The sequence below is a fragment of the Paraburkholderia kururiensis JCM 10599 = LMG 19447 genome (assembly GCF_003986935.1).
Classification (GTDB): Bacteria; Pseudomonadota; Gammaproteobacteria; order Burkholderiales; family Burkholderiaceae; genus Paraburkholderia; species Paraburkholderia kururiensis.
Genome location: NZ_RJZE01000005.1, coordinates 1 through 26913, shown reverse-complemented (window position 1 = coordinate 26913; position 26913 = coordinate 1). Strand labels below are relative to the sequence as shown.

Sequence of the window (26913 nt, the reverse complement as noted above, 5' to 3'; positions counted from 1 at the left end):
CGTGGCAATCAAAAAGAACAAGGTGGACTGCGTCATCGTGGGGTTCGGCTGGACCGGCGCGATCCTCGCACAGGAACTCACCGATGCGGGGCTCAACGTTGTCGCGCTCGAACGCGGCGCGATGCGCGATACGCCCACCGACGCGAACTATCCGCGGGTGGCCGACGAACTCAAGTACGCCGTACGCGGCGCGCTCTTCCAGGATCTATCGGGCGAGACCGTGACCATTCGCCATGGCGTGGACGATCTCGCGGTGCCGTACCGCCAGCACGGCTCGTTTCTGCTCGGCAACGGCGTGGGCGGCGCGGGATTTCACTGGAACGGCATGCATTACCGGATGCTGCCCGAGGAACTGCAGCTGCGTACGCGCTATGAAGAGCGCTACGGCAAGAAGTTCATTCCGGAGGGCATGCAGGTGCAGGACTTCGGCGTGACCTACGACGAGATGGAGCCGTTCTTCGATTTCGCGGAGAAGGTGTTCGGCACCTCGGGCAAGGCCGGTAATCTGAATGGCGAAATCCAGGCGGGCGGCAATCCGCTCGAAGGCCGGCGCACCGGCGAGTTTCCCACGCCGCCGCTCACGAACGGCCTCGGCGCGACGCTGTTCGAAAAGGCCGCGCGCGAAGCGGGTTTTCATCCGTACCCGGCGCCCGCCGCGAATGCATCGACGCCGTACACGAACCCGTACGGCGTGCGCCTCGGGCCGTGCAACTTCTGCGGCTTCTGCGAAGACTTCGGTTGCTACATGTACTCGAAGGCTTCGCCGCAGACCACGATCATGCCCGTGCTGCTCAAGAAGCCCCATTTCGAGCTGCGCACGAAATCGTACGTCACGAAAGTGCTGCTTTCGCCGGACAGAAAGCGTGCAACCGGCGTGACGTACATCGATGCGCAGGGCCGCGAAGTGGAGCAACCGGCCGACATGGTGATCGTGGCCGCGTTCCAGATGCATAACGTGCGGCTACTGCTGCTCTCGGGTATCGGCAAGCCGTACGACCCGAAGACGGGCGAAGGCGTGGTGGGACGCAACTACGCGTACCAGATGAACGGCGGCATCAATGTGCTGCTGCCCAAGGGGACGCAGCTCAATCCGTTCATCGGCACGGGCGCGGGCGGCGTAGGCATGGACGACTTCAACGGCGACCAGTTCGATCACGGACCGCTCGGCTTCGTGGGCGGCGCGAGCATCCGCCACATTCGCACCGGGGGCAGACCGATCAAGCAGGCGGCCACCGTGCCTGGCACACCCACGTGGGGCAGCGGCTGGAAGGCCGGCATCACGGACGCGTACCAGCGCTACATGACGATCGGCATTTCCGGTTCGGTGATGCCGTATCGCGACGCGTACCTGGACCTCGATCCGACCTATCGCGATGCGCACGGTCTGCCGCTCTTGCGCATGACGTTCGACTGGCACGACAACGAATACGCGATGCTCGACTACATCGGCACGCGCATGGAGGACGTGGCGAAAGCCATGCGGCCGGAGAAGCACTTCCGGGCCATTCGCAAGAAGGGCCAGCACTACGACACGCGCGTGTATCAGTCGACGCATACGACCGGCGGTGCGGTGATGGGGGCGTCGCCTGCAACGAGCGTCGTCAACAAGTACCTGCAGAGCTGGGACGTGCCCAACGTATTCGTGATGGGCGCCTCGGCCTTTCCGCAGAACATGGGCTACAACCCGACCGGCATCGTGGCCGCGCTCGCGTACCACTCCGCGAAGGCGATCCGTGAGCAGTACCTGAAGAACCCGGCTCCGCTGGTGCAGGCATAAGGAGACGGCGATGACCCCAACCAGAATCACGTTGACCGTTCTTTCGGCGGCCGTGCTTGTTGCTGCCGGTTTTGCGGCGGTGGCATCGGCGCAGACTGCGCCAGCCGCGAGCTCCGCTCCGGCCGCCGCCGTTACGACAGCGAGCGCGACAGCGAGCGCGACAGCGAGCGCGACACCTGCTGTGGCGAGCGCAGATGCGGCACTGATCGAGAAAGGCCGTTATCTGGCCGCCGCGGCCGATTGCATCGCGTGCCACACCGCGAAGGGCGGCAAGCCGTTCGCGGGCGGTCTCGGTATCGCGTCGCCTGTCGGCACGATCTACTCGACCAACATCACGCCCGATGCGGCATCCGGCATCGGGCGCTACACGCTGGAAGAGTTCGATCGCGCGTTGCGGCACGGCATAGCGAAAGACGGCACGTCGCTCTATCCGGCGATGCCTTACGTGTCGTACGCGAAGGTCAAGCCGGCCGACGTGAAGGCGCTATATGCCTACCTCATGCACGGCGTCGAGCCGGTTTCGCAGGGCAATCGCGCGTCGGACATTCCGTGGCCGCTGTCGATGCGCTGGCCGCTGCGTTTCTGGCGTATGGCGTTCGCACCGGATACCGTCGCCGACGACGCCCCGCTGCCGAACGACCCTGTTGCGCGTGGTCGCTATCTCGTGGAAGGGCTCGCGCATTGCGGCGCATGCCACACGCCGCGCGGCTTCGCGCTGCAGGAAACGGCGCTCAGCGACGACGGCAAGACGTTCCTGTCAGGCGGCGTTGTGGACGGCTATCTGGCGAAGAGCCTGCGCGGCGATGCGAAGGACGGGCTCGCGAGCTGGAGCGCGGCCGATATCGTCGCGTTCCTGAAGAGCGGGCGCACCGCGCATTCGGCGGCGTTCGGCGGCATGACGGAGGTGGTCGAGAACAGCACGCAGCACATGAGCGATCAGGATCTGGCGTCGATCGCGGCGTATCTCAAGACCCTCGCACCTGCCGATGCGTCGGGCCGTGCGCTCACGGCCGATCCGGCCGCCGCCACGGCGCTGCGCGCCGGCGCCGACCGCAGCAACGGCGCGCTGACCTTCATCGACAACTGCGCGGCCTGTCATCGCACGGACGGCCGCGGCTACGGCGGGACGTTCCCGTCGCTCGCGCTGTCGACGGTGGTCAACACGAACGATCCGACTTCGCTGATCCACCTCGTGTTGCAAGGCGGTGCAATGCCATGGACGAAGGCCGGCCCCGCACACTACGCGATGCCGGGTTTTGCGCAGCGGCTGACGGACCGCGACGTGGCCGACGTGCTGACGTTCGTGCGCTCGAGCTGGGGTAACCGCGCGTCGGCCGTGACGGCGGCGCAAGTGGCCAAGGTGCGCAAGACGTCCGATGCGTCCGCGCTGCCCGTTCGCGCGGAGAATGAATAACGGGCGACGTATTGACAGTGCAGAGCCGAGATCGGCGTGCGGCTCACCACGATCCTCCGCACGCCGATCTCGGCAGGGCGCGAATCGTGACTTCCACGCCTCACGTGTCGCGTACCTGGACGGATGCATTGCGCGGACCCCGTGGGCCGGCTCGACTTTGGGCGCCCACGGATACGCCTCGTCTTCGGTGCATCACAGTGCCGGATGAAGGTCTCGCACAGCGCTCAGGCTTTCCAGTAGCGAGGCAAGGTGCAGGATGGTGGATTCGGCGAGCCAGCTGCCGACCAGCTGCACATTGATGGGTAGCCCCTCCTTGCTCGTTCCGAATCGCATGGAGAGGCCGGGCAAGCCGGTGATGTTGAGCGGTACGGTTGCGCCCTGAAGGAAGGTCGCATCGACCGTTCTTCCATTGATGACGAAGGTATCGGCACCATGCCTGTGTGCCGGAATCGGCAGGACGGGCGTAAGCAGTGCGTCGTATTCCTGGAAGCAGGCTGCAAACCCGTCGCGCAACCGTTCAGCCGCCTGCTCGGCGTCTATGTAGTCCTTCATGGACGTCTCGGGAAGGGCGCGCATGGTCTTCGCCATCTTGTACAGCGCGTCTTCGCTATGACCGGCCGTCACTTGCGCGAATGCGGGTTTCATCTCCATGACGTGCAGGCGATTGAAGACATCCAGAGCGAAGTCGCGCTCGAGCGCGGCAATTCGCACGGGCGCGACATCGACACCGTTGCTTTGCAGCGCGTCTGCGGCTGCCTTGAGCGTGGCGGCAACTTCCGGGTCAATGGGCCCGAACCCCGGTTCCACGAGCCAGCCCACGCGCAGCGGACGATGCGGCGAGCGCCCTGCGCCGGCGTCGAAGTTCGCGGTGCTCGACGCGTATGCGTCGAGCCCATCGGGTCCAGCGAGCAGGGAGAAAGCGAGCGCGAGGTCGCGGATACTCCGGGCCATCGGTCCGACGTGCCAGAAGCGACGCGGCGCACGCGGGAAAATGCCTGTCATCGGAACGCGCCCGTGCGTCGCTTTGAGCGAAACAATGCCCGTTTGCGCGGCCGGGCCACGCACGGAAATGGCGAGATCGGTGCCGAGGCCCAGCGGCGACATGCCCGCCGCGATGGCCGCCGCCTCGCCGCCGCTCGATCCTCCCGGCGTGCGCTCCAGATCCCATGGGTTGTTTGAACGCCCGCTGAGCAGATTGTCGCTTTCTATCCAGTACGAAAACTCCGGCAGATTCGTCTTTGCCAGCAAAATCCCGCCCGCCTTTTTCAGCCGGGCGACGCTCGTCGCATCGGTGTCCGGCACGCGCCCCCTGAAAATGGGCGACCCGCGTTGGGTCAGAACACCGGCGGTGTCGATGGAATCTTTGGCCGTGAACGGAACGCCGTGCAACGGGCCGAGCGTCTCGCCGGCCATGACGGCCGCTTCTGCTTGCCTCGCTGCCTTGAGCGCGTCGTCGGCAACGGTGACGATGGCATTGACCTTTGGGTCGATAGCCTCGATGCGTTCGAGGTGGGCCTGCATGACTTCGACCGGGGAGATCTGGCGGGTGCGGATCAGTTCTGCCAGCCGGGTGGCGTCCTGAAAGACGATGTCGGAACTCACAAATGAACCCACAAATGACCTCACGAAATTGAAGACGATTGAAGACGGGAAGAGACGATGAAAGACCGCGCTGAGTTTTCTACCTAACGGTAGTTAGGTTTACCATAGGCGCTATAATTCTGGCCGTCAACAAGTTCTCTCTTCAAGGACGCGGCCAGTGAAGAATGCAGAAGGCACAAACTCCAGCGACAAGATTCTGATGGCCGCAACGAAGATCGCGCAGGCGCATGGTTACGGCGGGCTCAATATTCGCGATCTCGCGCAGGCTGTCGGCATCAAGGCCGCAAGCATCTACCATCACTTTCCGAGCAAGGCCGATCTTGCGGCCGCTGTAGCGAAGCGCTACTGGGAGAACTCAGCCGCGGCGCTGGAGGCAATGTGGCTGGACTCGCCGGAGCCCGCGCGCTGGTTGCGACGGTATCCGGCCACCTTTCGCAAGTCCCTTGAGAGCGAAAACCGGATGTGCCTGTCCAGTTTCATGGCGGCCGAGTACGACGATTTGCCGGACGTGGTCAAGACCGAGATTCAGAAATTCGCGGACGTGAACGTGGCCTGGCTCAGCAAAGTTTTGTCTGCCGCGGGCCATCTCAGTAACAGAGAGTCTGAAAGGCGGGCCCGCGCGATCTATGCGGCAGTGGCCGGCGCGCAGTTGATGGCGCGCGGCCGTTCGGACATATCGCTCTTTGATTCGCTGATCAAGACTTACCGCGAATCGGGGCTCCTGCCCGGTTGAGCCGTCTGTGAAGGCTTGGTCGTACACGAGCGATTGAATAGGGTCGCGTCCACGCATTTCAAATGAAAGCGATGAAAGCGCCGCGCTTCACGCGAACCAACGACACCCCAAACGCAGGACCTTGTGTATCTGGTGGTGCCCTTTCTCTGGCATTGCGCGTGGACTACAGTGCCCCGCCAGGCGCCATACAGATGGATTTCAGTCTGTCTGATACAGGTGTTTTCAGCCGGAATTCAGGACTTTTTCACGATGTCCTCCTACCTTGATACGTGTGGCACACCCGCGCCGCGCCGTTTCCGCGCGCGGCTGTGGGTGCAGGCGTCGCGACCGTGACCGTGGTTTTCCCCATCCGGTCGAGCCCTTTCAACTGTGAAAAGGAGTCAAGCATGGCCAGCACTACCATTGCCGCCTATCTTGCCGCGACACTCGCCGCCGCGGGTGTCGAACGAATCTGGGGCGTGACCGGCGATAGTTTGAATGGGCTCGCCTACAGCCTCGATCAGGTCGGCTCGATCCGCTGGATGCACACTCGCCACGAAGAGGCGGCCGCCTTTGCCGCCGGTGCGGACGCGGCCTCGACCGGACGCCTCGCGGTGTGCGCAGGCAGTTGCGGCCCGGGCAACCTGCATCTGATCAACGGCCTTTTCGACTGTCATCGCAACCAGCAGCCGGTGCTGGCCATTGCCGCGCACATTCCGTCGACCGAAATCGGCCTGGGCTACTTTCAGGAAACGCACCCCCAGGAACTGTTCAAGGAGTGCAGCCATTACGTGGAGGTGGTGTCGTCCGCCGCGCAATTTCCTCGCGTGCTCGCGCGTGCGATGCGCACGGCCGTCGAGGAACGCGGCGTGTCGGTGACCGTGCTGCCGGGCGATGTGGCGCTGAGCGAAGGTCCCTCCGAAGCGCCGTCCTGGACGGAAAGCGCGCCGCCGCGGATTCTGCCGGCCGAAGCGGACCTCGATCGCCTCGCCGCCATGCTGAATGCTTCCGACGCGGTCACGATCATGTGCGGCAGCGGCACGCAGGGCGCGCACGACGAAGTCGTCGCGCTTGCCGATGCGCTCGGCGCACCGGTGGTCCACGCGCTGCGCGGCAAGCCGTTCGTCGAGTACGACAATCCCTACGACGTCGGCATGACCGGCCTGATCGGCTTTAGCTCGGGATATCACGCAATGATGTCGTGCGACACGCTGCTGCTGCTCGGGTGCGACTTTCCCTATCGCGCGTTCTATCCGGCGAACGCGAAGATCATCCAGATCGACTGGAAGGGCTCGCAGCTCGGGCATCGCGCGCCCCTCTCGCTCGGGCTGGTGGGCACGGTGAAGGAAACCGTCGCCGCGACGTTGCCGAGGCTGCAACGCAAGACGGACCGCAGTTTCGTCGACAACGCGCGCAAGCACTATGCGTCCGCCCGCAAGGGCCTGGACGATCTGGCGACACCGGCCGGTCCTGGCCGCCCCGTCCATCCGCAGTATCTGGCGAAGATGATCGACGAGGCCGCCAGCCACGATGCGATCTTCACCGCGGACGTCGGCACGCCAACCCTTTGGGCGGCGCGCTATCTGACGATGAACGGCAAGCGTCAGTTGCACGGCTCGTTCAATCACGGGTCCATGGCCAACGCGATGCCGCAGGCCCTCGGTGCGCAAGCCGCGCATCCCGGACGGCAGGTCGTGTCGCTATCGGGCGATGGCGGTTTGTCGATGCTGCTCGGCGATCTGCTTACCGCCCGGCAGCTCGATTTGCCGATCAAGGTGGTGGTGTTCAACAACAGCCTGCTCGGCTTTGTTTCGATGGAATTGAAGGCGGCCGGTTATCTCGATACCAATGTCGATCTCAGTAAAACCGACTTTGCGGCCATTGCGAAAGGCGCCGGCATTTTCGGCATTCGCGTAGAGGAGTCGGAAGACGTGGCGGGCGCGCTGAAACAGGCGTTCAGCCATCCGGGTCCGGCGCTTGTCGATGTGGTTACGTCGAAACACGAACTCGCGATGCCGCCCACGATTGAACTCGCCCAGGCGAAGGGCTTCAGCCTCTACATGATGCGCGCCATTCTCAATGGGCGCGGCGACGAGATCGTCGAACTCGTGCGTACCAACCTGCGTTAGCCGCACGCCCGGGTTCGCCGCGCGGCGCGGGAACCCGGCAGGCTCGTTTCACGACTGACCGCTCGCGCGACGCAGCGGACGGAAGAAGGCGCGGACATCTTCGACCAGCAGCTCGGGTTGCTCCAGCGCTGCGAAGTGGCCGCCGCGTGGCATGGGCGTCCATCGTTGCACGTCGAAAACGCGTTCGACCCAGGAACGCGGCGGTGTCGGTAACTCGCGGGGAAATAGCGCGACGCCTAGCGGCGTGGCTACCCGTTCGTTCGGACCGAAAGCGAGCGGGCGTAGCCGGTTTTCCCTGTAAATGCGAAACGACGCGTCGAGCATGTGGCCGAACCAGTAAAGGGAAATATCGGTCAGCAACTGGTCCATCGTGAAGACGCGCTCGACATCGCCGTCGCAATCGCTCCAGCTGCGAAACTTCTCGACGATCCAGGCGGCAAGCCCCACGGGCGAATCAGTCATCGCGTACGACAGGGTTTGGGGTTTGGTGCTTTGCACAGCCGCATACGCGCCTTCTGCCGCTGACCAGGCCGCAACCTTGTCGAGAAACGCCTGCTCGTCCGCGCTCACCGGCGGAACGTTGCCGGTGAGCGATGGCCGGAAACTGCCGGGAATGTAGTTGAGATGGGCGCCGATGATCTGCTCGGGAAACCGGCGCGCCAACCACATCGAGACGCCGGCTCCGATGTCTCCGCCTTGCGTCGCGAAGCGATCGAAACCGAGCCCGTTCATCAGCCTCAGCCACAGCCCGGCGACATGATGGGCGCTGACGCCGGGGCCTGCCGGAGCCGCGGAAAAACCGAAGCCCGGCAACGAAGGGACGACCACATGGAATGCGTCGGCCGCATCGCCGCCATGCGATGCGGGGTCTGTCAGCAGCGGGATCACGCGTTCCATCTCGACGAAGGAGCCCGGCCACCCGTGCGTCAGGACGAGCGGCATAGGTGCGGGCCCTTTGCCGGTCTGGTAGACGAAGTGAATGTCGTGTCCTTCAACCGTCGCCTGGAACTGAGGGAGGCGGTTGAGCCGCGCTTCCTGCGCACGCCAGTCGAATTGATGCAGCCAGTAGTCTGCCAGGCGCCGGACAAAGGCGAGGCTCGCGCCGTCGTCCCACTGGTCTGTATCCAGCGCGGCAGGAAAGCGCGTGTTACGCAGACGCAGCTTCAGGTCTGCAATCTGGCCGTCCGGAACGTTGATCTTGAAGTCTCGCAGGTCCATGCTCGCGTCCCGCTTTCAAGGAGAGTGACACCCGCCGGAGCCGGTTGTCCTGGCGTCCAGGCGCCGGTGAGGCGCCTGGACATAGGCTCATGGCACATCGTGCCCCTGCCGTTGGCGCGACGTGAGCGGCCTGAGCCTGAGCCCGAGCTGCATCGTGCGCGCTACTTGCGGTTGAGCAGCGAAACGTCGCGCACGGCGCCGCGGTCGGCGGACGTCACCAGCGCGGCATAGGCCTGCAACGACTGCGATACGACGCGCTCGCGATGAGCCGGCAGCCACGCTTTGTCGCCGCGTGCATCCATGGCGGCACGGCGCCGCGCCAATTCGTCGTCTGCAACCGCCAGATGGATCTTGCGCTGCGGAATATCGATCTCGATGACGTCGCCCTCCTGCACGAGACCTATCGTGCCGCCGGCGGCCGCTTCCGGCGACGCGTGACCGATCACGAGCCCAGACGAGCCGCCCGAGAAACGGCCATCGGTAAACAGCGCGCACGTCTTGCCGAGGCCTTTCGATTTCAGATACGACGTGGGGTACAGCATTTCCTGCATACCCGGGCCGCCCTGAGGACCTTCGTAGCGGATCACCACCACATCGCCCGCCACCACCTTGTCGCCGAGGATCGCTTCCACGGCATCGTCCTGGCTTTCGAACACGCGCGCGCGACCGGAGAAGACCCACTGCGATTCGTCGACCCCCGCCGTTTTGACGATGCAACCCTTCTCGGCCAGATTGCCGTAAAGCACGGCGAGGCCGCCGTCCTTCGAATAGGCGTTTTGCCTGCTGCGAATACAACCGGCTTTCCGGTCCGTATCGAGCGCCGCGAAGGTGGCTTCCTGGCTGAATGCGACCGTGGTCGGAATGCCGCCCGGCGCTGCGCGATAGAACTTCTGCGCTTCTTCGCCCGCGCTGCCCAGGATGTCCCACTTTTCGATGGCCTTGCCGAGCGTGCCGCTATGCACGTTGCCGCACGACAGGTCGAGCAGCCCGGCACGACCGAGTTCGCCAAGAATGCCGAGGATGCCGCCCGCGCGATGGACGTCCTCGATATGGTATTTGTCGGTTGCGGGCGCGACCTTGCACAGGCACGGCACCTTGCGGGAGATGCGATCGATGTCCGACATCGTGAAGTCGACGCCGGCTTCCTGCGCGGCCGCCAACAGGTGCAGCACGGTGTTGGTCGATCCGCCCATCGCGACATCGAGCGCTATGGCGTTTTCGAACGCTTGCCGGGTGGCGATGCTGCGCGGCAGAACCGACGTGTCTTCTTCCTGGTAGTAGCGACGGCACAGATCCACGATCAGGCGGCCCGCCTGTTCGAACAAGCCCTTACGCCATGCATGCGTGGCGACGATCGTCCCGTTGCCGGGCAACGACAGGCCGATCGCTTCGGTCAGACAGTTCATCGAGTTGGCGGTGAACATGCCCGAGCACGAGCCGCAGGTCGGGCAGGCGCTACGCTCGACCTCGGCCACTTCGGCGTCGCTGATTTTCGGGTCGCCGGCTTTGATCATCGCGTCGATGAGGTCGATCTTGGCGATGACGTGGCCGTCTGTCGGCGACTTGACCTTGCCCGCTTCCATCGGACCGCCGGACACGAACACGACGGGAATGTTCAGGCGCATGGCGGCCATGAGCATGCCCGGCGTGATCTTGTCGCAATTGGAGATGCAGACCATGGCATCCGCGCAATGCGCGTTGACCATGTATTCGACCGAATCGGCAATCAGCTCGCGCGAGGGCAACGAATACAGCATGCCGCTGTGGCCCATGGCGATGCCGTCATCGACGGCAATCGTGTTGAATTCCTTGGCCACGCCGCCGGTCGCTTCGATTTCTTTGGCGACGAGCGCGCCCAGATCGCGCAGATGGACGTGGCCCGGAACGAATTGTGTGAACGAATTGACGACGGCAATGATGGGTTTGCCGAAATCGTCGTCTTTCATGCCGGTGGCGCGCCACAAGGCACGGGCGCCGGCCATGTTGCGACCGTGCGTAGACAGGCGTGACCGATAGTTAGACATCTGTGTCCTCTGGTGTTGCTGTTTATCAAGGTTGGAAAAAGCGCCGCCTTCAAGGAGGCGTCACGGCGGCCAGTGGCGGCCGTGCGGATAGGGTGCGCGCAGTTCGGTTGCCAATACTGCGAGAACTTGCCTGCGTCGTCCAATATATTTTGCTCGATCAATTGATTCGCCGCGCGTATGGGTAGACAAATGCTGCTCCAGTCGAACCACGCGGCAAGACACCGTGCACCGCAAAAAGTGCGTATCCTGCCGCGGGTGGCGGAGGATTTGCCAGCTGAATTTGCCAGTTGAATTGCCAGTTGAATTGCCAGTTGAATTGCCAGGTAAGTTTGCCAATCAAGTTTGCCAGTTAAGTTTCCAGGTAAAGCACCAACGCTGCTCACACGGGATGCTCATGCCGAGACCGCGACCGTCGTTCGCCACCCAGCTTTTCGCACTCTGGATGCTCGTCGCCATTCTCTGCGGCCTGCTGAGCGCAGCCGTATGGCTGGTTTTGTCGTCGGCGCTGGGTGAGCGCGTAGCGACCGCGAAGCAGCAGGCGGCCGCGGCGTGTACGGCGGTCGCCTCCCGCTATGACCTGTCGATGCAACGTCCCGGCGAAGCCAACGTCGATCTCATGCACGCGGTACTCGATCTCGTGCTGATCCGCACCGACGGTATAGAAGGCGGTTTCTGGACGAGCGAGCCGGCGTCCGGCGCGCCGAATGGCTTTCTTGCCTACGCCTTTCCCACCTACGACGGCAGCGGTGTCAAACGCGATATCCCCGAAGCCGAGACGCCGCTCATTCTGCGCACGCTGAGAAAGGTGGCGAGCGCGCGGCAGATACAGGCCGACGTTGTCTCGAGCGGAGCGGATGCCGTCGTCGCGGTGGCGTGTCCCGTGCCGCACCAAACGGACGTGTTCGCGTGGGTGCTCACGCGTGCGCGGCCACCGCTCGGGCCTTACGGCGAACGCGCCGTGACCATCCTCGCAAGCGTGCTGGCCATCATCGTCGGGCTGGCATGGGTTCTGGCGCTGGCACTTCGGCGCTGGAAGCGCAATCTCGCACGGCTCGAACATGCGCTTGCGCCGGATGGCGAGTTCGAACAGGGCAGGCGGCTCGAACGGCTCGGCGAGCGCGACCTGGATCAGATCGTGGATGCGCTCAACCGCTATGTCGAACGTGCCGAACGCTTGAAGCGGGAAGCCAACGCGCTCAGTGCGCAGCTTGCGCAGGCCGAGCGGTTCAGCACGCTGGGCAAGATGGCTGCGCAAATCGCACATGAGATTCGCAACCCGGCCGGCGCAATGCGTCTCAAGGCCGAGAACGCGCTTGCAGGCGACGGTGCGCGCCGCGAAGCCGCCTTGAAGACCATCATCGAACAGGTGGGGCGCATCGAATCGCAGGTTGCGAGCCTGCTCGCGCTGACACAGCCGATAACGGTCCAGGCACGCGAGGTCGACTTGCGCGCGTGGCTCGACGAGATGGTGCGCACGCATGAGTCACGCGCTGAAAGCCGTCATGTCGAACTCAGTGTCGACATGACCGGTTGCGAGGCGAACCCGGTTTTCGACGCGGCGCAACTGGCCCGCGCGCTCGACAATCTCGTCGTGAATGCGCTGCGGCATGCGCCGTCCGGCGGTCACGTCACGATTCGCGCAGGCAAGGTAAGCTCGGACGAGGGCGAGCGGCTCAGGCTCGAAGTCGTCGACGATGGTCCCGGCGTGAGCGCGACGGAACGTGAGCGCATCTTCGAGCCTTTTGTGACCGGGCGGCCTGACGGTTCGGGTCTTGGCCTCGCCGTGGTGCGCGAGATCGCGTCTGCGCATGGCGGGCGGGCGTATCTTGCGGATGATTTGAACATGACGCGTTTCGTGATCGACTTGCCATGGCGACCATACTGATCATCGACGACGACGACGCCTTTCGCGAAGGCCTCGCTGAAACGGTACAAGACCTTGGCCACCAGCCGCTCGAAGCGCGCTCGGGCAAGGAAGTGTTCGAGCGGTTGCACGAGCACGCTGCCACCGACTGCGTCTTTCTCGACTTCCGTTTGCCGGGCGCGGACGGCCTTGCCGTGCTCGAAACGCTGCGCAACACGCCGGGATGGCAGACCGTGCCGGTCGTCATGCTCACGGCGCACGCGACGAGCGACAACACCATCGGCGCGATGCGGCTCGGCGCCTTCGAGCATCTCACCAAGCCGGTGGGCCGCGACGAGATCGCCGCGCTGCTCGAACGCATTTTTTCCACCCAGTGCAACGCGCCCGTTGCGCGCGCATTCCCGGATGAAGCCGCATCGCGCGAGCCGCAACTGCTCGGTGTGAGCGAAGCCATGCGTGACGTGCAGAAACGCATTGGCCGCGCGGCGGCAACGAACTCCACCGTGCTTATCACGGGAGAAACGGGGACCGGAAAGGAGGTCGCAGCACGTGTGCTCCATCGCGCATCGGCGCGCGCCGGCGGCCCGTTCGTTGCGGTGAACTGCGCGGCGATTCCCGACGACCTGCTCGAAAGCGAACTGTTTGGGCACGCAAGAGGCGCGTTCACGGGCGCCCAGAGCGACAGGGCAGGGCGTTTCGAAGAAGCGCACGGCGGCACGCTGTTTCTCGATGAAGTCGGCGACATGCCGCTTGCCATGCAGGCCAAGCTGCTGCGCGTGCTACAGGAGCGCCAGGTCACGCGGCTTGGAACGAACCGCGTCGTGACGGTTGACGTGCGCGTCGTCGCGGCGACGCATCGCGATCTTCCGTCGATGGTCGCGGCAGGCACGTTTCGACAGGACCTTCTGTTTCGCCTCGACGTGATTCCGCTGCACATGCCGCCATTGCGCGAGCGCGTGGCCGACATTCTGCCGCTTGCCGAACACTTTCTTTCGAGCGCATCCAGCGGCACGCAACGCAAGCATCTTTCCGCCGATGCGCAGCGTCTGCTCGCCACGTTCGCCTGGCCGGGAAATGTCCGCGAACTGGCCAACGCGGTCGAGCGTGCGAGCGCGCTGGCGCCGGGACAGGTGCTCACGCGCGAAGACTTCGGTTTCCTCTCGGCGGCGAAAGGCGGCGCGGATGACGCCATTCCACCCGACCTCCTCGAACTGCCCCTCACGCAAGCCGTTGCACGGCTCGAGCGTGCGCTGATTGTCCACGCGCTGGCCGCATCGGGAGGCAACCGCGCCGAGGCGGCGCGCAAGCTCGGCATCAGCCGTCAATCGCTCTACACGCGTATGACGAGCCTGGGCCTCTCCGGGAACGCGTCGTAACGGCAAGGGTGTCAAGGAAGCGGACAGCGTGTGTCCGGTTTCCTGACACGTCGACGCTTCTGCATCGCGCAAACCCCCGCGCAAATCACCACGGAAGCCCGAGAACACAGACTCGGGACGAATGGCATGGCCTTTGCAAAACACTCCGCGCAACATGAAAGGAGTGAACCGTGCCATCGACCCCATACCCCAGACAACGCATCGCCGTCCGCGTCGCGAGCGCAATGAGCTTCGCCGCCTTGCTCGCGGCAAGCGCCGGATGCGCAGCGCAACCTCGACCGGAAAGAGCCCCGGTCTCCCCGCCACCGCCCGTGGCACAGGATGCCCCGCCACTGCCTCCAGCAGCCCCGTTAGCCCCGCTGGCCCCGCTGGCGCCGCCTGGGGACGTTCCGCCGCCCGGCCTCGCCGATTCAGGCGCGTTCACCACGACGCAAGTCACCGTCACCCGCTTTCTCACCAATCCGGACGGCGACGTGGACGGCTTTCTCACGCGTGACGGCATGCTGGTCAGGTTCCCGCCTCACATGAGCGCGCAGCTCACGTCGGCGGTCCGCCCCGGCGACGTGGTGCAGGTCAGTGGCTGGCGCGACGCGGGAGGCAGCTTCGACGCCCAACGCATCACCAACGCCCGAAGCGGCCAGCAACTCGTCGATCAACCCCCGCCGCCGGATGCCCGGCCCCTGCCGCGCGAGTTGCGAGGCGCAGGCCTCGCGCCGATGAGCGCTCAAGGCCTGGTCGCGTATGTCACGACAGCAAGACGAGGCGAACCCGACGGCGTGATCCTCGCGGACGGCACGGTCATCAAACTCACGCCGCCTGTCGCACAGCAATTCGCGGCGCTCGTCAGGGCGGGCGCAACGGTGTCCGCGCAGGGTTACGGCACGCGCAACCAGTACGGCACGGCGCTGCAGGCAACGTCGTTCGGCTCGCCCGGCAACCTGACCCAGATCTACGGACGCTACGACCGTATTCCGCCCGCGCCCTGAACGAGCGCTACCTGAACAATCTTGGCCCACATCGATTTCGGAGAAACGACATGCATTGGATCGACCCCGCAAGCCTTCCGGAAACCCGCGGCAAGGTCACGCGCTTTCTGTTGAATCCGCACGGCGAACTGGACGGGCTCGTACTTGGCGCGCGCCAGGTGCATTTCCCGCCGCATCTGTCGAAACAGCTTGCGCGGCACGTCGCGCCGGGCGATGTGGTCCGGGTGCGCGGGGTGAAGCCCCGCAATGCGGACATGATTGCCGCCGTTTCCCTCACGACAACGAGCGGCGTGCTCATTCTCGACGAAGGTCCACACCACGAGGGGGAGAAGCATCGGAAGCCGCCTGTCGAACGCAAACCGATGGAGGCGTCCGGTGAAGTGGTGCTGTCGCTCTTCGGCCCGAAGGGCGAGTTGCGCGGGGCGTTGCTCGACGACGGCACGTCGTTGCGCATGCCGACTCACGCGGCGGCAGAGCTCGCCAAATACCTGGCGCCGGGCGCGCATGTCCAGGCCTGGGGGCCTGGCATCAAGAACCGCCACGGGCGAACGATCGAGGTGGACGAGATTGCCGAACTCGTCGATACGCCGGTAACGGCCTGAGCGCATGGCGGCACACGCACAACCTGGGCATCCATGAATCCCCGATACGCACTGGAAGGGCTCAACTTCTTCGTGGCCGATGTGCAGGCGGGCATCGGGCCGTTCCTTGGCGTCTTTCTGCAGGCACAGGGCTGGCATCCGGGCGCGATCGGAACGGTCATGACGCTCGGCGGCATCGCCGGCATGCTCGCCACTTCACCGGCCGGTGCACTCGTCGATGGCACGCATCACAAGCGCGGCGTCGTCGTGATTGCGGCGGGCATGACGACACTCGCATCGCTCGTGCTATGGGTGTCGCACAGCTACTGGATGGTCGCCGCTTCCCAGATCTTCACGGCCGTAACAGGGGCCGCATTGGGGCCCGCGTTAGCGGGCCTGACGCTCGGTATCGCGCGCGAACAGGGCTTTGACCGGCAGTTCGGTCGCAACCAGGTGGCCAATCACGCGGGCAATGTGGTGGGTGCCGCGCTTTCGGGCTGGCTTGGCTGGCGGTATGGGTTCGGTGCGGTGTTCGTACTCGCCGGCGTATTTGGCGTGATGACGGTGATCTCGACGCTGCTCATCCGGCGCGATTCGATCGATCACGACAGTGCGCGAGGGCTGGGCGGTTCGTCGGCGGCAAGCCATGAGCACGCGAGCGGCTTTCGCGTGCTGCTGAGCTGCCGGCCGTTGCTGCTGCTGGCCGCCGCGTTGGCGATCTTCCATCTGGGTAATGCGGCGATGCTTCCGCTCTACGGGCTGGCGGTGGTCGCCGCGCACAAGGGCGATCCAGGCGCCTTCACTGCGCAGACGATCGTGGTTGCGCAGCTCGTCATGGTGGTCGCGGTGTTCCTGGCGAGCCGCCTCATCCGTCGTATCGGCTACTGGGGCGTCATCCTGATCACGTTCCTCGCGCTGCCGCTTCGCGGGCTCGTTGCCGCGATGTTCATCGACGCGTGGGGCGTGTGGCCGGTGCAGGCGCTCGATGGCATCGGTGCCGGCCTGCAAAGCGTGGCGGTGCCCGCACTGGTGGTGCGACTGTTGCAGGGAACCGGGCGCGTCAACGTCGGGCAGGGCATGGTCATGACCGTGCAGGGCATGGGCGCTGCGCTCAGCCCTGCGTTGGGCGGCGTGCTCGCCCAGCACTTCGGTTACGCAACCGCCTTTCTCGTGCTGGGTGCCGTGTCGACAGGGTCGCTCGCGCTCTGGCTCCTGTTTGGCGCCGCGCTAAAAACGGCGTGCGCCATTCAGCGTGACGTCGCAAGCGATCCGTCTTTGGCCGCATGAATCCGGTTTTCCGCTCGTGAGGCAGGGTGTTCGCTCTCATGCGCGGCATCAGCGTGTGCCCGTTTCGGTGGCCCGACGTTGTCGGTCAGATCGAATTCCTTCAACGAGAGACAACTGACCAGGATCAAAGAGCCCGTTGCCCGCGTGGCTAAGGTGAGATTCGGGCGCCGAATCAAGACAGTTGCTTGCTGGCCGTTGCCGGAAATTCCGGCGCGCAGCCGACCATGCAGCGCGAGGCGCGAGCGAAGGCAAGGAAAGACGGACATGGGCATGTTGAGCTGGATGTGGCATCGAAACACTGCGGTACCGCCGGCCGCAAGCGACGAGGTGCGCGACGCCGTGGAGCGCATCGTCAAGCTGCATCCGCAGTTGCGGCTGGTCGGGCAGTACGAGGCGCATCTGGGGCGTGCCGTGAGTGTTTCGCTGCAGTACGTCGAAGGTCTGGTCGAGTCGCTACCGCCTGCACGCGAGGCCAGCGCCGCGGCATGGTCTTCCGACGCCTGTATTCACGCGTTCTTCACCGCGCCCGACGACGTGGCACCGGCGCTCAGCCGCTCCACCGATTTGCAGCACTTCTTCGACGAATGTCCGGCCGCCGGCGAGGTCTTCGCGGTGCTCGGCATGGCGATGACCGAACGTCGTGCGCCGGGCGCAAAACAGGTCGGCCTCGAGGTTCGCTCTGACGTGATGCGTACCACGGTCAGCTTCGGCGATTATCAAGTCCGCGTATGTGGACTTACGGAAACACTTCTGCGGCGCGAAATCGTGCGACGCGTGCTCGATCAGCTCGCCCTGGAAGGGCTCTCGCACGTCGAAGCCGATACGGCCCGGCGCGATGCACTCCAGCAGGAGCGCGCGCTGCTGAAGGCACGCATGCAGTTGCTTGAGCGGGGCGGCGTGGGCATGCGCCAGGTGATGGGCAGCGGCACGGCGCCCGACCTCGCGGAGCGCGCGAAGATTCAGTCGCTGATGGACGAGAACGAGCGCAGCCTCGCCGACCTGGGACTGCAGACCGACGCCCTGCAACGCGAACTCCAGCTGATCTGCGACGTGCTGGCCGATCCGGCTTCGCATCTCGACGTGACGAGAAAGCGCTTGCGACTCAACGCGATGAACGTGGTGCTCGAAGACAACGACCCGGCGAAGGGCGAGGAGATCGAATTTCGCCTCGCGCGCCTCCCCGCCGACCCGGGCACCTGGCGCGCATTTGCGCTCGTGCGCTTCTCGCGCGCCGACCTGCTGCCGCCCGCGAGCATGCACGAGGAGGCGAGGCACCTGGTGATCTGAGTCTGCAGCCGGCGGTTGGCGGTCGGCGGTCGGCGGTCGGATGGTCAGTTCCTGGCGGTTTTTTCGACGGGCATCTGTCAAGCCAGATTCGAAATATCGATATACGAGCACGTTATTAGGCGGCCGGCTTTGAAACGCGCGGAATGCTCGCCAAGCCCCGTCTGACGGGCCTTGCGGGCTCGCGGCACGACGCGCGGCAGCCCTTGGCGCGAGGCGCCGCGGCTCAGGGTGCGTCCCAGCCGAATCGTGACATTTCGATATACTTGCGAACTTTCCCCTAACGACTTTTCGCGGCCTTTCGCCCGCGCAGCGACCGCCCTTTTTGCCGGCGTGCCGCCCCTGTGCGCTGAGCGCGACCGCTTCCGCTCACTATGTCCGATCTCTCCACGCCGTTCGGCGGCGCGTCTAGCCGGCTCGTCAACACCAATCCGAAGCCGCTCGCCGTTGCGCTCGCGCTCGTCGTACTCGGTGCCCTCTATCTCGCGCAGACCGTCAGCGCGAAGCAGGCCACGCTGTACGTGCTGGGCGCGCTGCTCGGCATGACGCTCTATCACGCCGCGTTCGGCTTCACGTCCGCGTGGCGCGTGTTCATCGCGGACGGGCGCGGCGCCGGTCTGCGTGCGCAGATGCTGATGCTCGCAGTGGGCGTGCTGTTGTTCTTCCCGGCGCTTTCGGCCGGCACGTTGTTCGGTCATCCGGTGGCGGGCGAGGTGGCGCCCGTCGGCGTGTCGGTCCTGATCGGCGCGTTCATCTTCGGCATCGGCATGCAGCTGGGCGGCGGCTGCGCCTCCGGCACGCTCTACACGGTGGGTGGCGGCAGCACGCGCATGGTGGTCACGCTGATTGCGTTCGTCGTCGGTTCCGTGGTGGGTACCGCGCATCTGCCGTTCTGGAGCGCGCTGCCGCATCTGCAGCCCATCTCGCTCGTGAAAACGCTGGGCGCGGGCCCCGCCATCGCGCTGAACCTCGTGGTGTTCGCGTTGATTGCCGCGCTTACCGTGCTGATCGAAAAACGCCGTCACGGCCGTCTCGTGAGCGACGACGCACCGAACACGTCGTCGTGGCTGCGTGGCCCGTGGCCGCTGCTCGTGGGCGGCGTGGTGCTCGCTGTGCTCAACTTCGTGACGCTTGCGATCTCGGGCCGTCCCTGGGGCGTCACGTCGGCCTTCGCGCTGTGGGGCGCCAAGGCGTTCTCGGCAATGGGCGTCGACGTTGCGAGCTGGCATGTGTGGAGCACCGGCCCGAACGCGGCGGCGCTCGCCGCGCCGGTGAGCCACGACGTGAAGTCGGTGATGGATATCGGCATCGTGATCGGCGCGATGGTGGCTGCATCGCTCGCCGGCCGCTATGCGCCGGTGTGGCGGCTGCCGCTGCGCTCGCTGATCGCGGCCGTGGTGGGCGGGCTGCTGCTCGGCTACGGCGCGCGTCTTGCGTACGGCTGCAATATCGGCGCGTATTTCAGCGGCATCGTGTCGGGCAGCCTGCACGGCTGGCTGTGGCTCGTCGCGGCGTTTCTCGGCAACGTGGTGGGCACGAAGTTGCGTCCCGCATTCGGGCTCGCCGTGGAGCGCGTGAAGCAGACGGGTTGCTGATCGCAGCGGCTTCGGCCGCGAATTCCGGTGCTGGATGCAGCAAGGAAGGCAACGCCTCGCGCGTTGCCTTTTTTTATTCGACGGGAAGGCAGCGGGCGGGGTGCGCCGTCCGCTTTTTTCGATCACTCAAAGGAAGCCGCATGTACTCGTCCACCTTCGTTTTCAACGCCGGTCAATTCGACGACGAGTTCCATCGCCTCGACAAACAGATCGCGGAAGCCGCGCGCGCGATTCCCGGCTATCTCGGCGAGGAGACCTGGGAGAACGCAAGCGCGGGGCTGATCCAGAACATCTACTACTGGGAGTCGGAAGCGGCGCTGCGGCAATTGATCGAGCATCCGGCGCACCGCGAAGCGAAGGGCAAGCAGGCGCGCTGGCTCGACGGCTACCGCGTCGTGATCGCGAAGGTCATCCGGCAATACGGCGACGGCGGGGTTTGAACCTGGTTCGAACCTGGTGTGAGTCTGGTATGAGCGCGGCGCACGCTCGCATGGCCCCTCGCGCGGCTACTCGAGCGTTCGTATCGAATTGCTGATGCCTCGCGCGCAATCGATCACGGCCGGTGCGAGCTTTAGCCGTGCGTCGTCGAACGTCCATCGGCTGGTGGGCGCTACCACGTGTACCGCGGCGACGGGGCGCCCCTGGCTTCCCACCACCGGCGCCGCGATCGACATATCGCCAATGAACAACTCTTCGCGGTTCGTGGCATAGCCGTTCTGGCGCACTTCGGCGAGCAGTTCGCCGAGCCGTGCCACGTCGGTCACGGTGTTCGCCGTGAACGCCACGCGATTCATCTGCTCAAGGCGCGCGTGTGCCTCGTCCGCGGGCAACGCGCTCAGGAATGCGCGCCCGCTGCCTGTGCAATACATCGGGATGCGGCTGCCGATGGGCATGTGTATCGGCACGAACTTCGTCGAGACGAAGCGCGAGACGTACACCATCTCGTCGTCATCGGGCTCCGTGAGGTTGGTCGTCTCGCCCGTGATGTTCGTGAGTTCCGAGAGGAACGGATTCGCCACGTCGATCAAGGTGTCCGCAGCCAGATAGTTGAAGCCGATCTGCATCACGCGCGGCGTCAGCTGGTAGCGGCGCGTGAGCGGATGTTTGCGGATATAGCCCAGCTTCTCCAGCGTGTAGACCATGCGCTGCGCCGAGCTTTTGGACATCGACGCCGCCTCGGCCACTTCGGCCAGCGTCATCGTGCGGCGCTTCGCGCTGAACGCGCGCAGCACGTTCAACCCCTTTTCGAGCGACTGATTGAAGAGTAGGTCGGTGCCGTTTCCGGCGTCATTGTCGGCGTGCGAATTGTCCATCGTGGTCCGTCCGTTGAACGCGCGTTGAATGCGGGGTGAGTGCAATACCGCATCATATCGTATCGAATATCGATACACAAAAATCTATTTGCGATTTTTTTGATTCGACTATCATGATCTCGCGGTCACAAAACAACATTGCCGACGGTTCATGTCGATCCGGCGGCGCCTTGCCAGGAGAAATGCATGGTCACGTTCGTCAAACGCCTTACCTTGCTTGCAGCCGGCTTTGCCACCTGTTTCGCCATTTCCTCGGGCGCCGCGCGCGCCGAGCCCACCTGGAAGGTGGGCGCAACGGCCACGGGTGTGCCGTTCACGTTCCTCGACGTCAAAACCAATTCCATTCAGGGAATGATGGTGGATGCCATCGAAGCGGCGGGCCGCGCGGGCGGCTTCAAGGTGGAGGTGCAGCAGAGCGTGTTTTCCGCGCTGATTCCGTCGCTGACCACGCAGAAGATCGACATCATTTCCGCAGCCATGCTGAAGACGCCCGCGCGCCAGCAGATCGTCGATTTTTCGGACACCGTCTATTCGTACGGCGAAGGGCTCGTCGTGCGGGCCGACGACAAAGGCCACTACACCTCGATGGACGATCTCAAGGGCGAAGTGGTGGGCGCGCAGGTGGGCACGGCGTTCGTCGATGCGTTGAACAAGAAGGGCATCTTCAAGGAAGTGCGCACCTACGATTCCGTGGCGGACATCATGCGCGACGTGGCGCTGGGCCGGATCAAGGCGGGTTTCGCCGATCAGCCCATCGTGGCCTACCAGTTGCAGCAGGGCGCCAATCCGCAGGTGCGGCTCGTGCCTGAGTATCAGTCGGCGGTGAAGGGGCAGGTGTGCTTCGTCGTGCGTAAGGGCGACACGGCCATGCTCGAACAGCTGAACTCGGCCATCAGGAAGATGAAGACCGACGGCACGCTGCAGCAGATTCTGCAGAAGTGGCACATGAGCTAACGGCGAGACGTTGCGCTGTATTCGAAGCTGTCCGTGCCCCATAGCGGCCCGGACGATCTGCAAAGTGTGTCGGGAGACGCGATGTTCGTGCAGAACGCAATCGACTTTTTGCCGATCCTGCTGAAAGGCGCAGTCATCACGATCGAGATCACGGCCTGTGCATTCGTGCTCAGTTCGGTTCTCGGTCTGGTGCTCGCGTTGCTCAAGGTGTCGCGCAACCGCGCCGCATCGGCGTTCGGCAGCACCGTGATCAATCTGATCCGCGGGCTGCCGATCATCGTGCAGCTCTTCTACATCTATTTCGTGTTGCCGGACCTGGGCGTGCAGCTGTCGGCGTTTCAGGCCGGGGTCATCGGGCTTGGCATCGCTTACTCCGCGTATCAGGCGGAAAACTTTCGCGCGGGCATCGAAGCCATCGACCACGGGCAGATTGAAGCCGCGCACGCCATCGGCATGCGCGGCCCGCTCATCATGCGGCGCGTGGTGCTGCCGCAGGCCTTCAGGATCGCGCTGCCGCCGTACGGCAATACGCTCGTCATGCTGCTGAAGGACTCGTCGGTTGCCTCCACCATCACTGTTGCCGAAATCACGCGCGCGGGGCAGCTGATTGCGTCGTCGACCTTCCAGAACATGACGGTCTACACGCTCGTCGCGCTGCTGTATCTGGTGCTGAGCCTGCCGCTGATGTTCGGCGTCAACCAGCTTGGCAAGCGGCTCGCCGTGAGGAAAAGCCGATGATCGAAATCAACGCGATACACAAACGCTTTCACCACCAGGAAGTGCTCAAGGGTGTGAGCCTCAACGTCGAGGCGGGCGAAGTGGTGTGCCTGATCGGGCCGTCCGGGTCGGGCAAGTCGACCGTGCTGCGCTGTATCAACGGCTTCGAGACCTACGATTCCGGCTCCATCACGATAGACGGCGTGCGCGTGGATGCGCACGCGAAGAATATCCACGAATTGCGCATGCGCGTGGGTATGGTGTTTCAGCGCTTCAACCTGTTTGCGCATAGAACGGCCCTCGAAAACGTGATGGAAGGACCGGTCTATGTGCGCCGCACGCCGGTTGCGCGGGCTCGCGACGATGCGCGGCACCTGCTCGATAAGGTCGGCCTCTCGCATCGGATGAATGCGTATCCTGCGGAGCTTTCGGGCGGTCAGCAGCAGCGTGTGGCGATTGCGCGTGCGCTTGCCATGGAGCCTGCGGCGCTGCTCTTCGACGAGCCCACGTCCGCGCTCGATCCCGAGCTGGTGGGCGAAGTGCTGGCCGTGATGCGCGCGCTCGCACGCGACGGCATGACGATGGTGGTCGTCACGCACGAAATGGCCTTCGCCCGCGAAGTGGCCGACCGCGTGTGCTTCCTGCACGGCGGCACGATCTGCGAAACAGGCGCCGCGCGCGAGGTCCTGAGCCATCCCCAGCATCCGCGCACGCAGGACTTCCTGCGGCGCCTGCTGTCTCCTGACGGCACGCCCGCCGGCGCTAACCCGAACTGAACATGATCGAAGTGAAAGAAGGTGCAATGCTGCCCGATTCGTTGTGGGCCGCAACGGCGCAGCCTGCGCCCGATACGCCGGCTCTGCGCGAGTCCGTATCGTGCGACGTGGCGATCGTGGGCGCAGGATTCACGGGCCTCTCGACGGCCTTGCATCTGGCGGAGCGCGGCGTGAAGGTGTGCGTGCTCGATGCCGCGCAGCCGGGGTGGGGCGCCTCGGGCCGCAATGGCGGTCAGGTGATTCCCGGGCTCAAGTACGACCCCGACGAACTCGTGCAGCGGTTCGGCGAAACAACGGGCAATCGTCTGGTGGAGACGGTGGGCGCCGCGGCCGACAGCGTGTTCGAGTTGATCGAGCGGTACGGCATCGATTGCGAAGCGGTACGGGGCGGCTGGATCCAGCCAGCGCCGTCGCGTGCCATGCTCGAAACCGTGACGTGCCGTGCGCAGCAGTGGGCGGCGCGCGGCGCGAAGGTCAGCCTGCTCGATGCCGCAGGGGTTTCGCAGCGGCTTGGCACGAGCGCTTATGTGGGCGGATGGATCGATCATCGCGCCGGCAGCATCCAGCCGCTCAGCTATGTGCGCGGTCTCTCGCGCGTGGCGCAGAAGCTCGGCGTGGCCGTGCACGGATACACGTCGGTCACGGGCCTCTCGCGTGACGCACGCGGCTGGCAGGTGCGGACGCACGGCGGTGCGAACGTGGTCGCGCAGCACGTCGTGATCGCGACCAACGGCTATACCGGGGCGCTTTGGCCGGGCCTGCGGCAGTCGGTGATCGCGGCGAACAGCTTTATCGTCGCTACGCGGCCGCTGCCTCCCGGCGTGGGCGACGCCATTCTGCGCGGCGGTGAAGTGGCCTCCGATTCGCGTCGTCTTTTGCTGTACTTCCGGCGCGATGCGGCCGGGCGGCTGTTGATGGGCGGCCGCGGGCCTTTTTCGGACCCGCGTGCGAACAACGACTGGGCGCACCTGGAGCGCGCCGTCGAGTTGATGTATCCGCAATTGAAGGGCATCGAGTATGAGTATCGGTGGGCGGGCCGCGTCGCGATCACGGCCGATTTTCTGCCGCACGTCCACGAGCCGGCACCGGGGCTCAGCATCGCGCTTGGTTACAACGGCCGCGGCATTGCGATGGCCACGACGCTCGGCAAGCATCTTGCCTCGCGCATTGCAGGCGACGCCCGCGCTCCGTTTCCGTTTGCCGTCACCGCGGTCAAACCGATCCCGTTCCATGGGCTGCAGCGCTTTTACATCGCGGCGGGCGTTGCGTGGTACCGGCTGATGGACGCCATCGCCTGAGCGCGACAAGACCTTCCTCCAGAGCCGCAAACCTCGGCGCACCTTTCTTGCTAAACGGTAGAGCCCGCTGCATGTGCAGCAGGTTCGCGGGCGCAACGTCCGTCACGTGAAAGCTGCCGTCCACTGGAGGAAAGCCATGCAACGCATGAATGCAAGGGTGTGTGCCGCAATTGTTGTCGCGATGAGCCTGCTGGCCGCGGCGTGCGGCGGCGGAGGAACCGGCTCGGGCAGTAGCGCCGGCACGGCGGGCCCCGCTGGCGGCGTGCATCTCCAGGTGGTGTCGTTCGGCGACAGCCTCTCGGACGTCGGCACCTATGCGCCGCTCGCGAGCGCCCTGGGCGGCGGTCGCTTCACGACCAACCCCGGCCAGGTGTGGACGCAGGATGTCGCGCAGTACTACGGCGACACGCTGACGCCCGCCTTTTCGATCGACGCCAGCCACAAGCTTAGCGCGCAAAGCGGTCTGGGCTACGCGGAGGGCGGCGCCACGGTGGCCACGCCCGCGAACCTCTACGACTACCTGACCGACGTGCTGGGCAACATCGAAATGCCCATGAACCAGCAGGTGTCGAGTTATCTGGCCGCGCATGGAAGCTTCAACGCGAACCAGCTGGTGCTGGTGTGGGCCGGCGCGAACGACGTGCTGCGTGCCGGCTCGCTGCCCGCTGCCGCGCCCACGGTGCAAACGGCGGCGAACACGCTCGTCCAGCTCGTCGCGCAGATCGTGCAGAGTGGGGCGACGCACGTCGTCGTGGTCAATCTGCCCAACATCGGGCTGTCGCCCAAAGGCGTGACGTCCGCGGACGGCGGCGCGAATCTGACGCAGCTTTCGCAACGCTTCAACGACACGCTGAACGCGGGTTTGCAGACCAACGGTCTTCAGAGCAAGGTCATCGAGATCGATGCCTTCACCTGGCTCAACCAGGTTGTCGCGAATTTCCAGGCCAACGGCTTCGCCGTCTCTAACACGGGCACGGCGTGCGACCCCGCGAAGACGCCGCACGACACCGCATTGCTCTGTTCACCGCCCACCTACACGACGCCCAACGCCGACCAGACCTACATGTTCGCCGACGACCTGCATCCCGCCACCCGCCTGCATACGCTCTTCGCGCAGTTCGTGGAGCAACAGATTGCGAAGAGCGGGCTCGGGCGCTGAGCAGTGTGCGGAACTACTGCGGCGCGCCGTCCCACGCGGGCAGCGTGGCGCCGCGATAAACCTTCAGGATTGCGGCGGACACATTGGGTTGCTGATAACTCTCCACGAGGTCATGGACCCACGGCGCGTTCGCGTCCTGCTCGTTCACGGCGATGAAGTTGCGATACGGATTGTTCGGCACCTTCTCCTGCGCGATGCGTTCCTGCGGAATCTTGATGCCCGCCTTGATGGCCCAGTCGGTGTTCACGACGGCCGCATCGAGGTCGCCGATGGCACGGCCGACGATGCCGGCATCGAGTTCCTTGACGTGCAGATTCTTCGGATTCCGTTCGATATCGCGCGCCGTCGGCAAGAGACCCACGGCGGGTTTCAGCGTGATGAGGCCGAGCGATTGCAGCAGGAGCAGCGCGCGCCCTTCGTTGCTCGGGTCGTTCGGCACGCCCACTGTCGCGCCTTGCGGAAGGTCAGCAACGGACTTCACCTTGCGCGAATAGAGGCCGATGGGCTGCACATAGGTGTAGCCCACGGGCACGATCTTGTAGCCGCGCGCCTTGATCTGCGCCTCGAGGTAGGGCTTGTGCTGAAACGAGTTGGCGTCGAGGTCGTGCTGGGCCAGCGCCTCGTTGGGCTGCGTGTAATCGGCGAACGTGGTGACCTTGATGGCGAGGCCATGCTTTGCCGCGTTGGCGGCAACCACTTTCCAGACGTCTTCGTCCTCGCGAGCAATCGTCAAGAGTGGTGTACGCGGGTCAGGCGGCATGATCAGGCGGCCAGCGCTTGAGGAGCCGGTGTGCTTTCAATCACCGGAGTGCCGTCCTTGAAGGGAATGCCCTTCAGGAGCGGCTCG

Annotated in this window: 22 protein-coding genes; 17 read left to right on the top strand and 5 right to left on the bottom strand. The window is 64.8% G+C overall.

The features are described 5' to 3' along the window. The first annotated feature begins 1 nt into the window (after position 1). Both PKKP23_RS07030 and PKKP23_RS07025 read left to right on the top strand, forming a co-directional pair. The gene (locus PKKP23_RS07030) at positions 2-1777 is read left to right on the top strand and encodes a GMC family oxidoreductase (RefSeq protein ID WP_126876370.1); all 1776 of its coding nucleotides are present in this window, start codon (positions 2-4) and stop codon (positions 1775-1777) included. Between the two features lie 10 nt (positions 1778-1787). Then, complete coding sequence (locus PKKP23_RS07025; protein WP_240658804.1) at positions 1788-3191, top strand: c-type cytochrome; 1404 nt, start codon at positions 1788-1790, stop codon at positions 3189-3191. Positions 3192-3383: 192 nt separating this feature from the next. Here the strand turns inward: PKKP23_RS07025 and PKKP23_RS07020 are convergent, their stop codons facing one another. Then, the gene (locus PKKP23_RS07020) at positions 3384-4793 is read right to left on the bottom strand and encodes an amidase (protein WP_126876369.1); all 1410 of its coding nucleotides are present in this window, start codon (positions 4791-4793) and stop codon (positions 3384-3386) included. Between the two features lie 157 nt (positions 4794-4950). Between PKKP23_RS07020 and PKKP23_RS07015 the strand changes: the two genes are divergently transcribed. Beyond that, the gene (locus PKKP23_RS07015) at positions 4951-5526 is read left to right on the top strand and encodes a TetR/AcrR family transcriptional regulator (protein WP_126876368.1); all 576 of its coding nucleotides are present in this window, start codon (positions 4951-4953) and stop codon (positions 5524-5526) included. A gap of 386 nt (positions 5527-5912) precedes the next feature. After that, positions 5913-7634, top strand: a complete 1722-nt coding sequence (gene poxB, locus PKKP23_RS07010; RefSeq protein WP_126876367.1) for a ubiquinone-dependent pyruvate dehydrogenase — start codon at positions 5913-5915, stop codon at positions 7632-7634. A 48-nt stretch (positions 7635-7682) separates the two neighbouring features. On the opposite strand, the gene PKKP23_RS07005 is transcribed toward poxB, so the two are convergent. Together PKKP23_RS07005 and ilvD are read right to left on the bottom strand one after the other, a co-directional pair. Then, positions 7683-8852: an epoxide hydrolase family protein gene (locus PKKP23_RS07005; RefSeq protein WP_126876366.1), complete on the bottom strand. Its 1170-nt coding sequence runs from the start codon at positions 8850-8852 to the stop codon at positions 7683-7685. 161 nt (positions 8853-9013) lie between these two features. Next, on the bottom strand, positions 9014-10876 hold the full coding sequence (gene ilvD / locus PKKP23_RS07000) for a dihydroxy-acid dehydratase (RefSeq protein ID WP_126876365.1): 1863 nt from the start codon (positions 10874-10876) through the stop codon (positions 9014-9016). Positions 10877-11264: 388 nt separating this feature from the next. Here ilvD and PKKP23_RS06995 point away from each other — a divergent pair, with 388 nt between their 5' ends. The 8 genes from PKKP23_RS06995 to PKKP23_RS06960 all read left to right on the top strand — a co-directional run bounded on the left by PKKP23_RS06995 (position 11265) and on the right by PKKP23_RS06960 (position 20289). Then, positions 11265-12761 carry a sensor histidine kinase gene (locus PKKP23_RS06995; protein WP_126876364.1) on the top strand — a complete coding sequence of 499 codons (1497 nt, stop codon included), beginning with the start codon at positions 11265-11267 and terminating at the stop codon, positions 12759-12761. Continuing rightward, positions 12746-14116 carry a sigma-54-dependent transcriptional regulator gene (locus PKKP23_RS06990; protein WP_126876363.1) on the top strand — a complete coding sequence of 457 codons (1371 nt, stop codon included), beginning with the start codon at positions 12746-12748 and terminating at the stop codon, positions 14114-14116. The genes PKKP23_RS06995 and PKKP23_RS06990 overlap by 16 nt, the downstream gene beginning before the upstream one ends. A 170-nt stretch (positions 14117-14286) precedes the next feature. Beyond that, positions 14287-15102, top strand: coding sequence for a hypothetical protein (locus PKKP23_RS06985; protein WP_420873198.1), 816 nt, complete (start codon positions 14287-14289; stop codon positions 15100-15102). 50 nt (positions 15103-15152) lie between these two features. Further along, a complete protein-coding gene (locus PKKP23_RS06980; protein WP_126876362.1) occupies positions 15153-15704 on the top strand; it encodes a hypothetical protein in 552 nt (183 codons plus the stop codon). A gap of 33 nt (positions 15705-15737) precedes the next feature. Continuing rightward, positions 15738-16970: an MFS transporter gene (locus PKKP23_RS06975; RefSeq protein WP_126876361.1), complete on the top strand. Its 1233-nt coding sequence runs from the start codon at positions 15738-15740 to the stop codon at positions 16968-16970. A 264-nt stretch (positions 16971-17234) separates the two neighbouring features. Next, positions 17235-18257: a hypothetical protein gene (locus PKKP23_RS06970; protein WP_126876360.1), complete on the top strand. Its 1023-nt coding sequence runs from the start codon at positions 17235-17237 to the stop codon at positions 18255-18257. A gap of 371 nt (positions 18258-18628) precedes the next feature. Continuing rightward, on the top strand, positions 18629-19849 hold the full coding sequence (locus PKKP23_RS06965) for a YeeE/YedE family protein (RefSeq protein WP_126876359.1): 1221 nt from the start codon (positions 18629-18631) through the stop codon (positions 19847-19849). Positions 19850-19989: 140 nt separating this feature from the next. After that, positions 19990-20289, top strand: coding sequence for an antibiotic biosynthesis monooxygenase family protein (locus PKKP23_RS06960; protein WP_126876358.1), 300 nt, complete (start codon positions 19990-19992; stop codon positions 20287-20289). Positions 20290-20355: 66 nt separating this feature from the next. On the opposite strand, the gene PKKP23_RS06955 is transcribed toward PKKP23_RS06960, so the two are convergent. Further along, entirely contained in the window at positions 20356-21162 is an 807-nt protein-coding gene (locus PKKP23_RS06955; protein ID WP_126876357.1) for an IclR family transcriptional regulator, read from the bottom strand. A 186-nt stretch (positions 21163-21348) separates the two neighbouring features. Between PKKP23_RS06955 and PKKP23_RS06950 the strand changes: the two genes are divergently transcribed. The 5 genes from PKKP23_RS06950 (at position 21349) to PKKP23_RS06930 (ending at position 26066) form a co-directional block, all read left to right on the top strand. Continuing rightward, complete coding sequence (locus PKKP23_RS06950; protein ID WP_017778240.1) at positions 21349-22116, top strand: ABC transporter substrate-binding protein; 768 nt, start codon at positions 21349-21351, stop codon at positions 22114-22116. A gap of 81 nt (positions 22117-22197) precedes the next feature. Then, positions 22198-22854 carry an amino acid ABC transporter permease gene (locus tag PKKP23_RS06945; protein ID WP_042303179.1) on the top strand — a complete coding sequence of 219 codons (657 nt, stop codon included), beginning with the start codon at positions 22198-22200 and terminating at the stop codon, positions 22852-22854. Further along, a complete protein-coding gene (locus tag PKKP23_RS06940) occupies positions 22851-23609 on the top strand; it encodes an amino acid ABC transporter ATP-binding protein (protein WP_126876356.1) in 759 nt (252 codons plus the stop codon). Before PKKP23_RS06945 ends, PKKP23_RS06940 begins: the two co-directional genes overlap by 4 nt. 2 nt (positions 23610-23611) lie before the next feature. Further along, the gene (locus PKKP23_RS06935) at positions 23612-24907 is read left to right on the top strand and encodes an NAD(P)/FAD-dependent oxidoreductase (protein WP_126876355.1); all 1296 of its coding nucleotides are present in this window, start codon (positions 23612-23614) and stop codon (positions 24905-24907) included. Positions 24908-25043: 136 nt separating this feature from the next. After that, the gene (locus tag PKKP23_RS06930; protein ID WP_126876354.1) at positions 25044-26066 is read left to right on the top strand and encodes an SGNH/GDSL hydrolase family protein; all 1023 of its coding nucleotides are present in this window, start codon (positions 25044-25046) and stop codon (positions 26064-26066) included. 13 nt (positions 26067-26079) lie between these two features. Here PKKP23_RS06930 and PKKP23_RS06925 read toward each other — a convergent pair whose 3' ends face one another. Beyond that, positions 26080-26799: a MetQ/NlpA family lipoprotein gene (locus tag PKKP23_RS06925; protein ID WP_240658802.1), complete on the bottom strand. Its 720-nt coding sequence runs from the start codon at positions 26797-26799 to the stop codon at positions 26080-26082. Between the last annotated feature and the right edge of the window lie 114 nt (positions 26800-26913).

Coding starts and splice junctions, on each gene's coding strand:
- PKKP23_RS07025 (WP_240658804.1), top strand. CDS start 1,788: ATGACCCCAACCAGAATCACGTTGACCGTTCTTTCGGCGGCCGTGCTT.
- poxB (WP_126876367.1), top strand. CDS start 5,913: ATGGCCAGCACTACCATTGCCGCCTATCTTGCCGCGACACTCGCCGCC.
- PKKP23_RS07005 (WP_126876366.1), bottom strand. CDS start 8,852: ATGGACCTGCGAGACTTCAAGATCAACGTTCCGGACGGCCAGATTGCA.
- ilvD (WP_126876365.1), bottom strand. CDS start 10,876: ATGTCTAACTATCGGTCACGCCTGTCTACGCACGGTCGCAACATGGCC.
- PKKP23_RS06995 (WP_126876364.1), top strand. CDS start 11,265: ATGCTCATGCCGAGACCGCGACCGTCGTTCGCCACCCAGCTTTTCGCA.
- PKKP23_RS06990 (WP_126876363.1), top strand. CDS start 12,746: ATGGCGACCATACTGATCATCGACGACGACGACGCCTTTCGCGAAGGC.
- PKKP23_RS06980 (WP_126876362.1), top strand. CDS start 15,153: ATGCATTGGATCGACCCCGCAAGCCTTCCGGAAACCCGCGGCAAGGTC.
- PKKP23_RS06975 (WP_126876361.1), top strand. CDS start 15,738: ATGAATCCCCGATACGCACTGGAAGGGCTCAACTTCTTCGTGGCCGAT.
- PKKP23_RS06970 (WP_126876360.1), top strand. CDS start 17,235: ATGGGCATGTTGAGCTGGATGTGGCATCGAAACACTGCGGTACCGCCG.
- PKKP23_RS06965 (WP_126876359.1), top strand. CDS start 18,629: ATGTCCGATCTCTCCACGCCGTTCGGCGGCGCGTCTAGCCGGCTCGTC.
- PKKP23_RS06960 (WP_126876358.1), top strand. CDS start 19,990: ATGTACTCGTCCACCTTCGTTTTCAACGCCGGTCAATTCGACGACGAG.
- PKKP23_RS06955 (WP_126876357.1), bottom strand. CDS start 21,162: ATGGACAATTCGCACGCCGACAATGACGCCGGAAACGGCACCGACCTA.
- PKKP23_RS06950 (WP_017778240.1), top strand. CDS start 21,349: ATGGTCACGTTCGTCAAACGCCTTACCTTGCTTGCAGCCGGCTTTGCC.
- PKKP23_RS06945 (WP_042303179.1), top strand. CDS start 22,198: ATGTTCGTGCAGAACGCAATCGACTTTTTGCCGATCCTGCTGAAAGGC.
- PKKP23_RS06940 (WP_126876356.1), top strand. CDS start 22,851: ATGATCGAAATCAACGCGATACACAAACGCTTTCACCACCAGGAAGTG.
- PKKP23_RS06935 (WP_126876355.1), top strand. CDS start 23,612: ATGATCGAAGTGAAAGAAGGTGCAATGCTGCCCGATTCGTTGTGGGCC.
- PKKP23_RS06930 (WP_126876354.1), top strand. CDS start 25,044: ATGCAACGCATGAATGCAAGGGTGTGTGCCGCAATTGTTGTCGCGATG.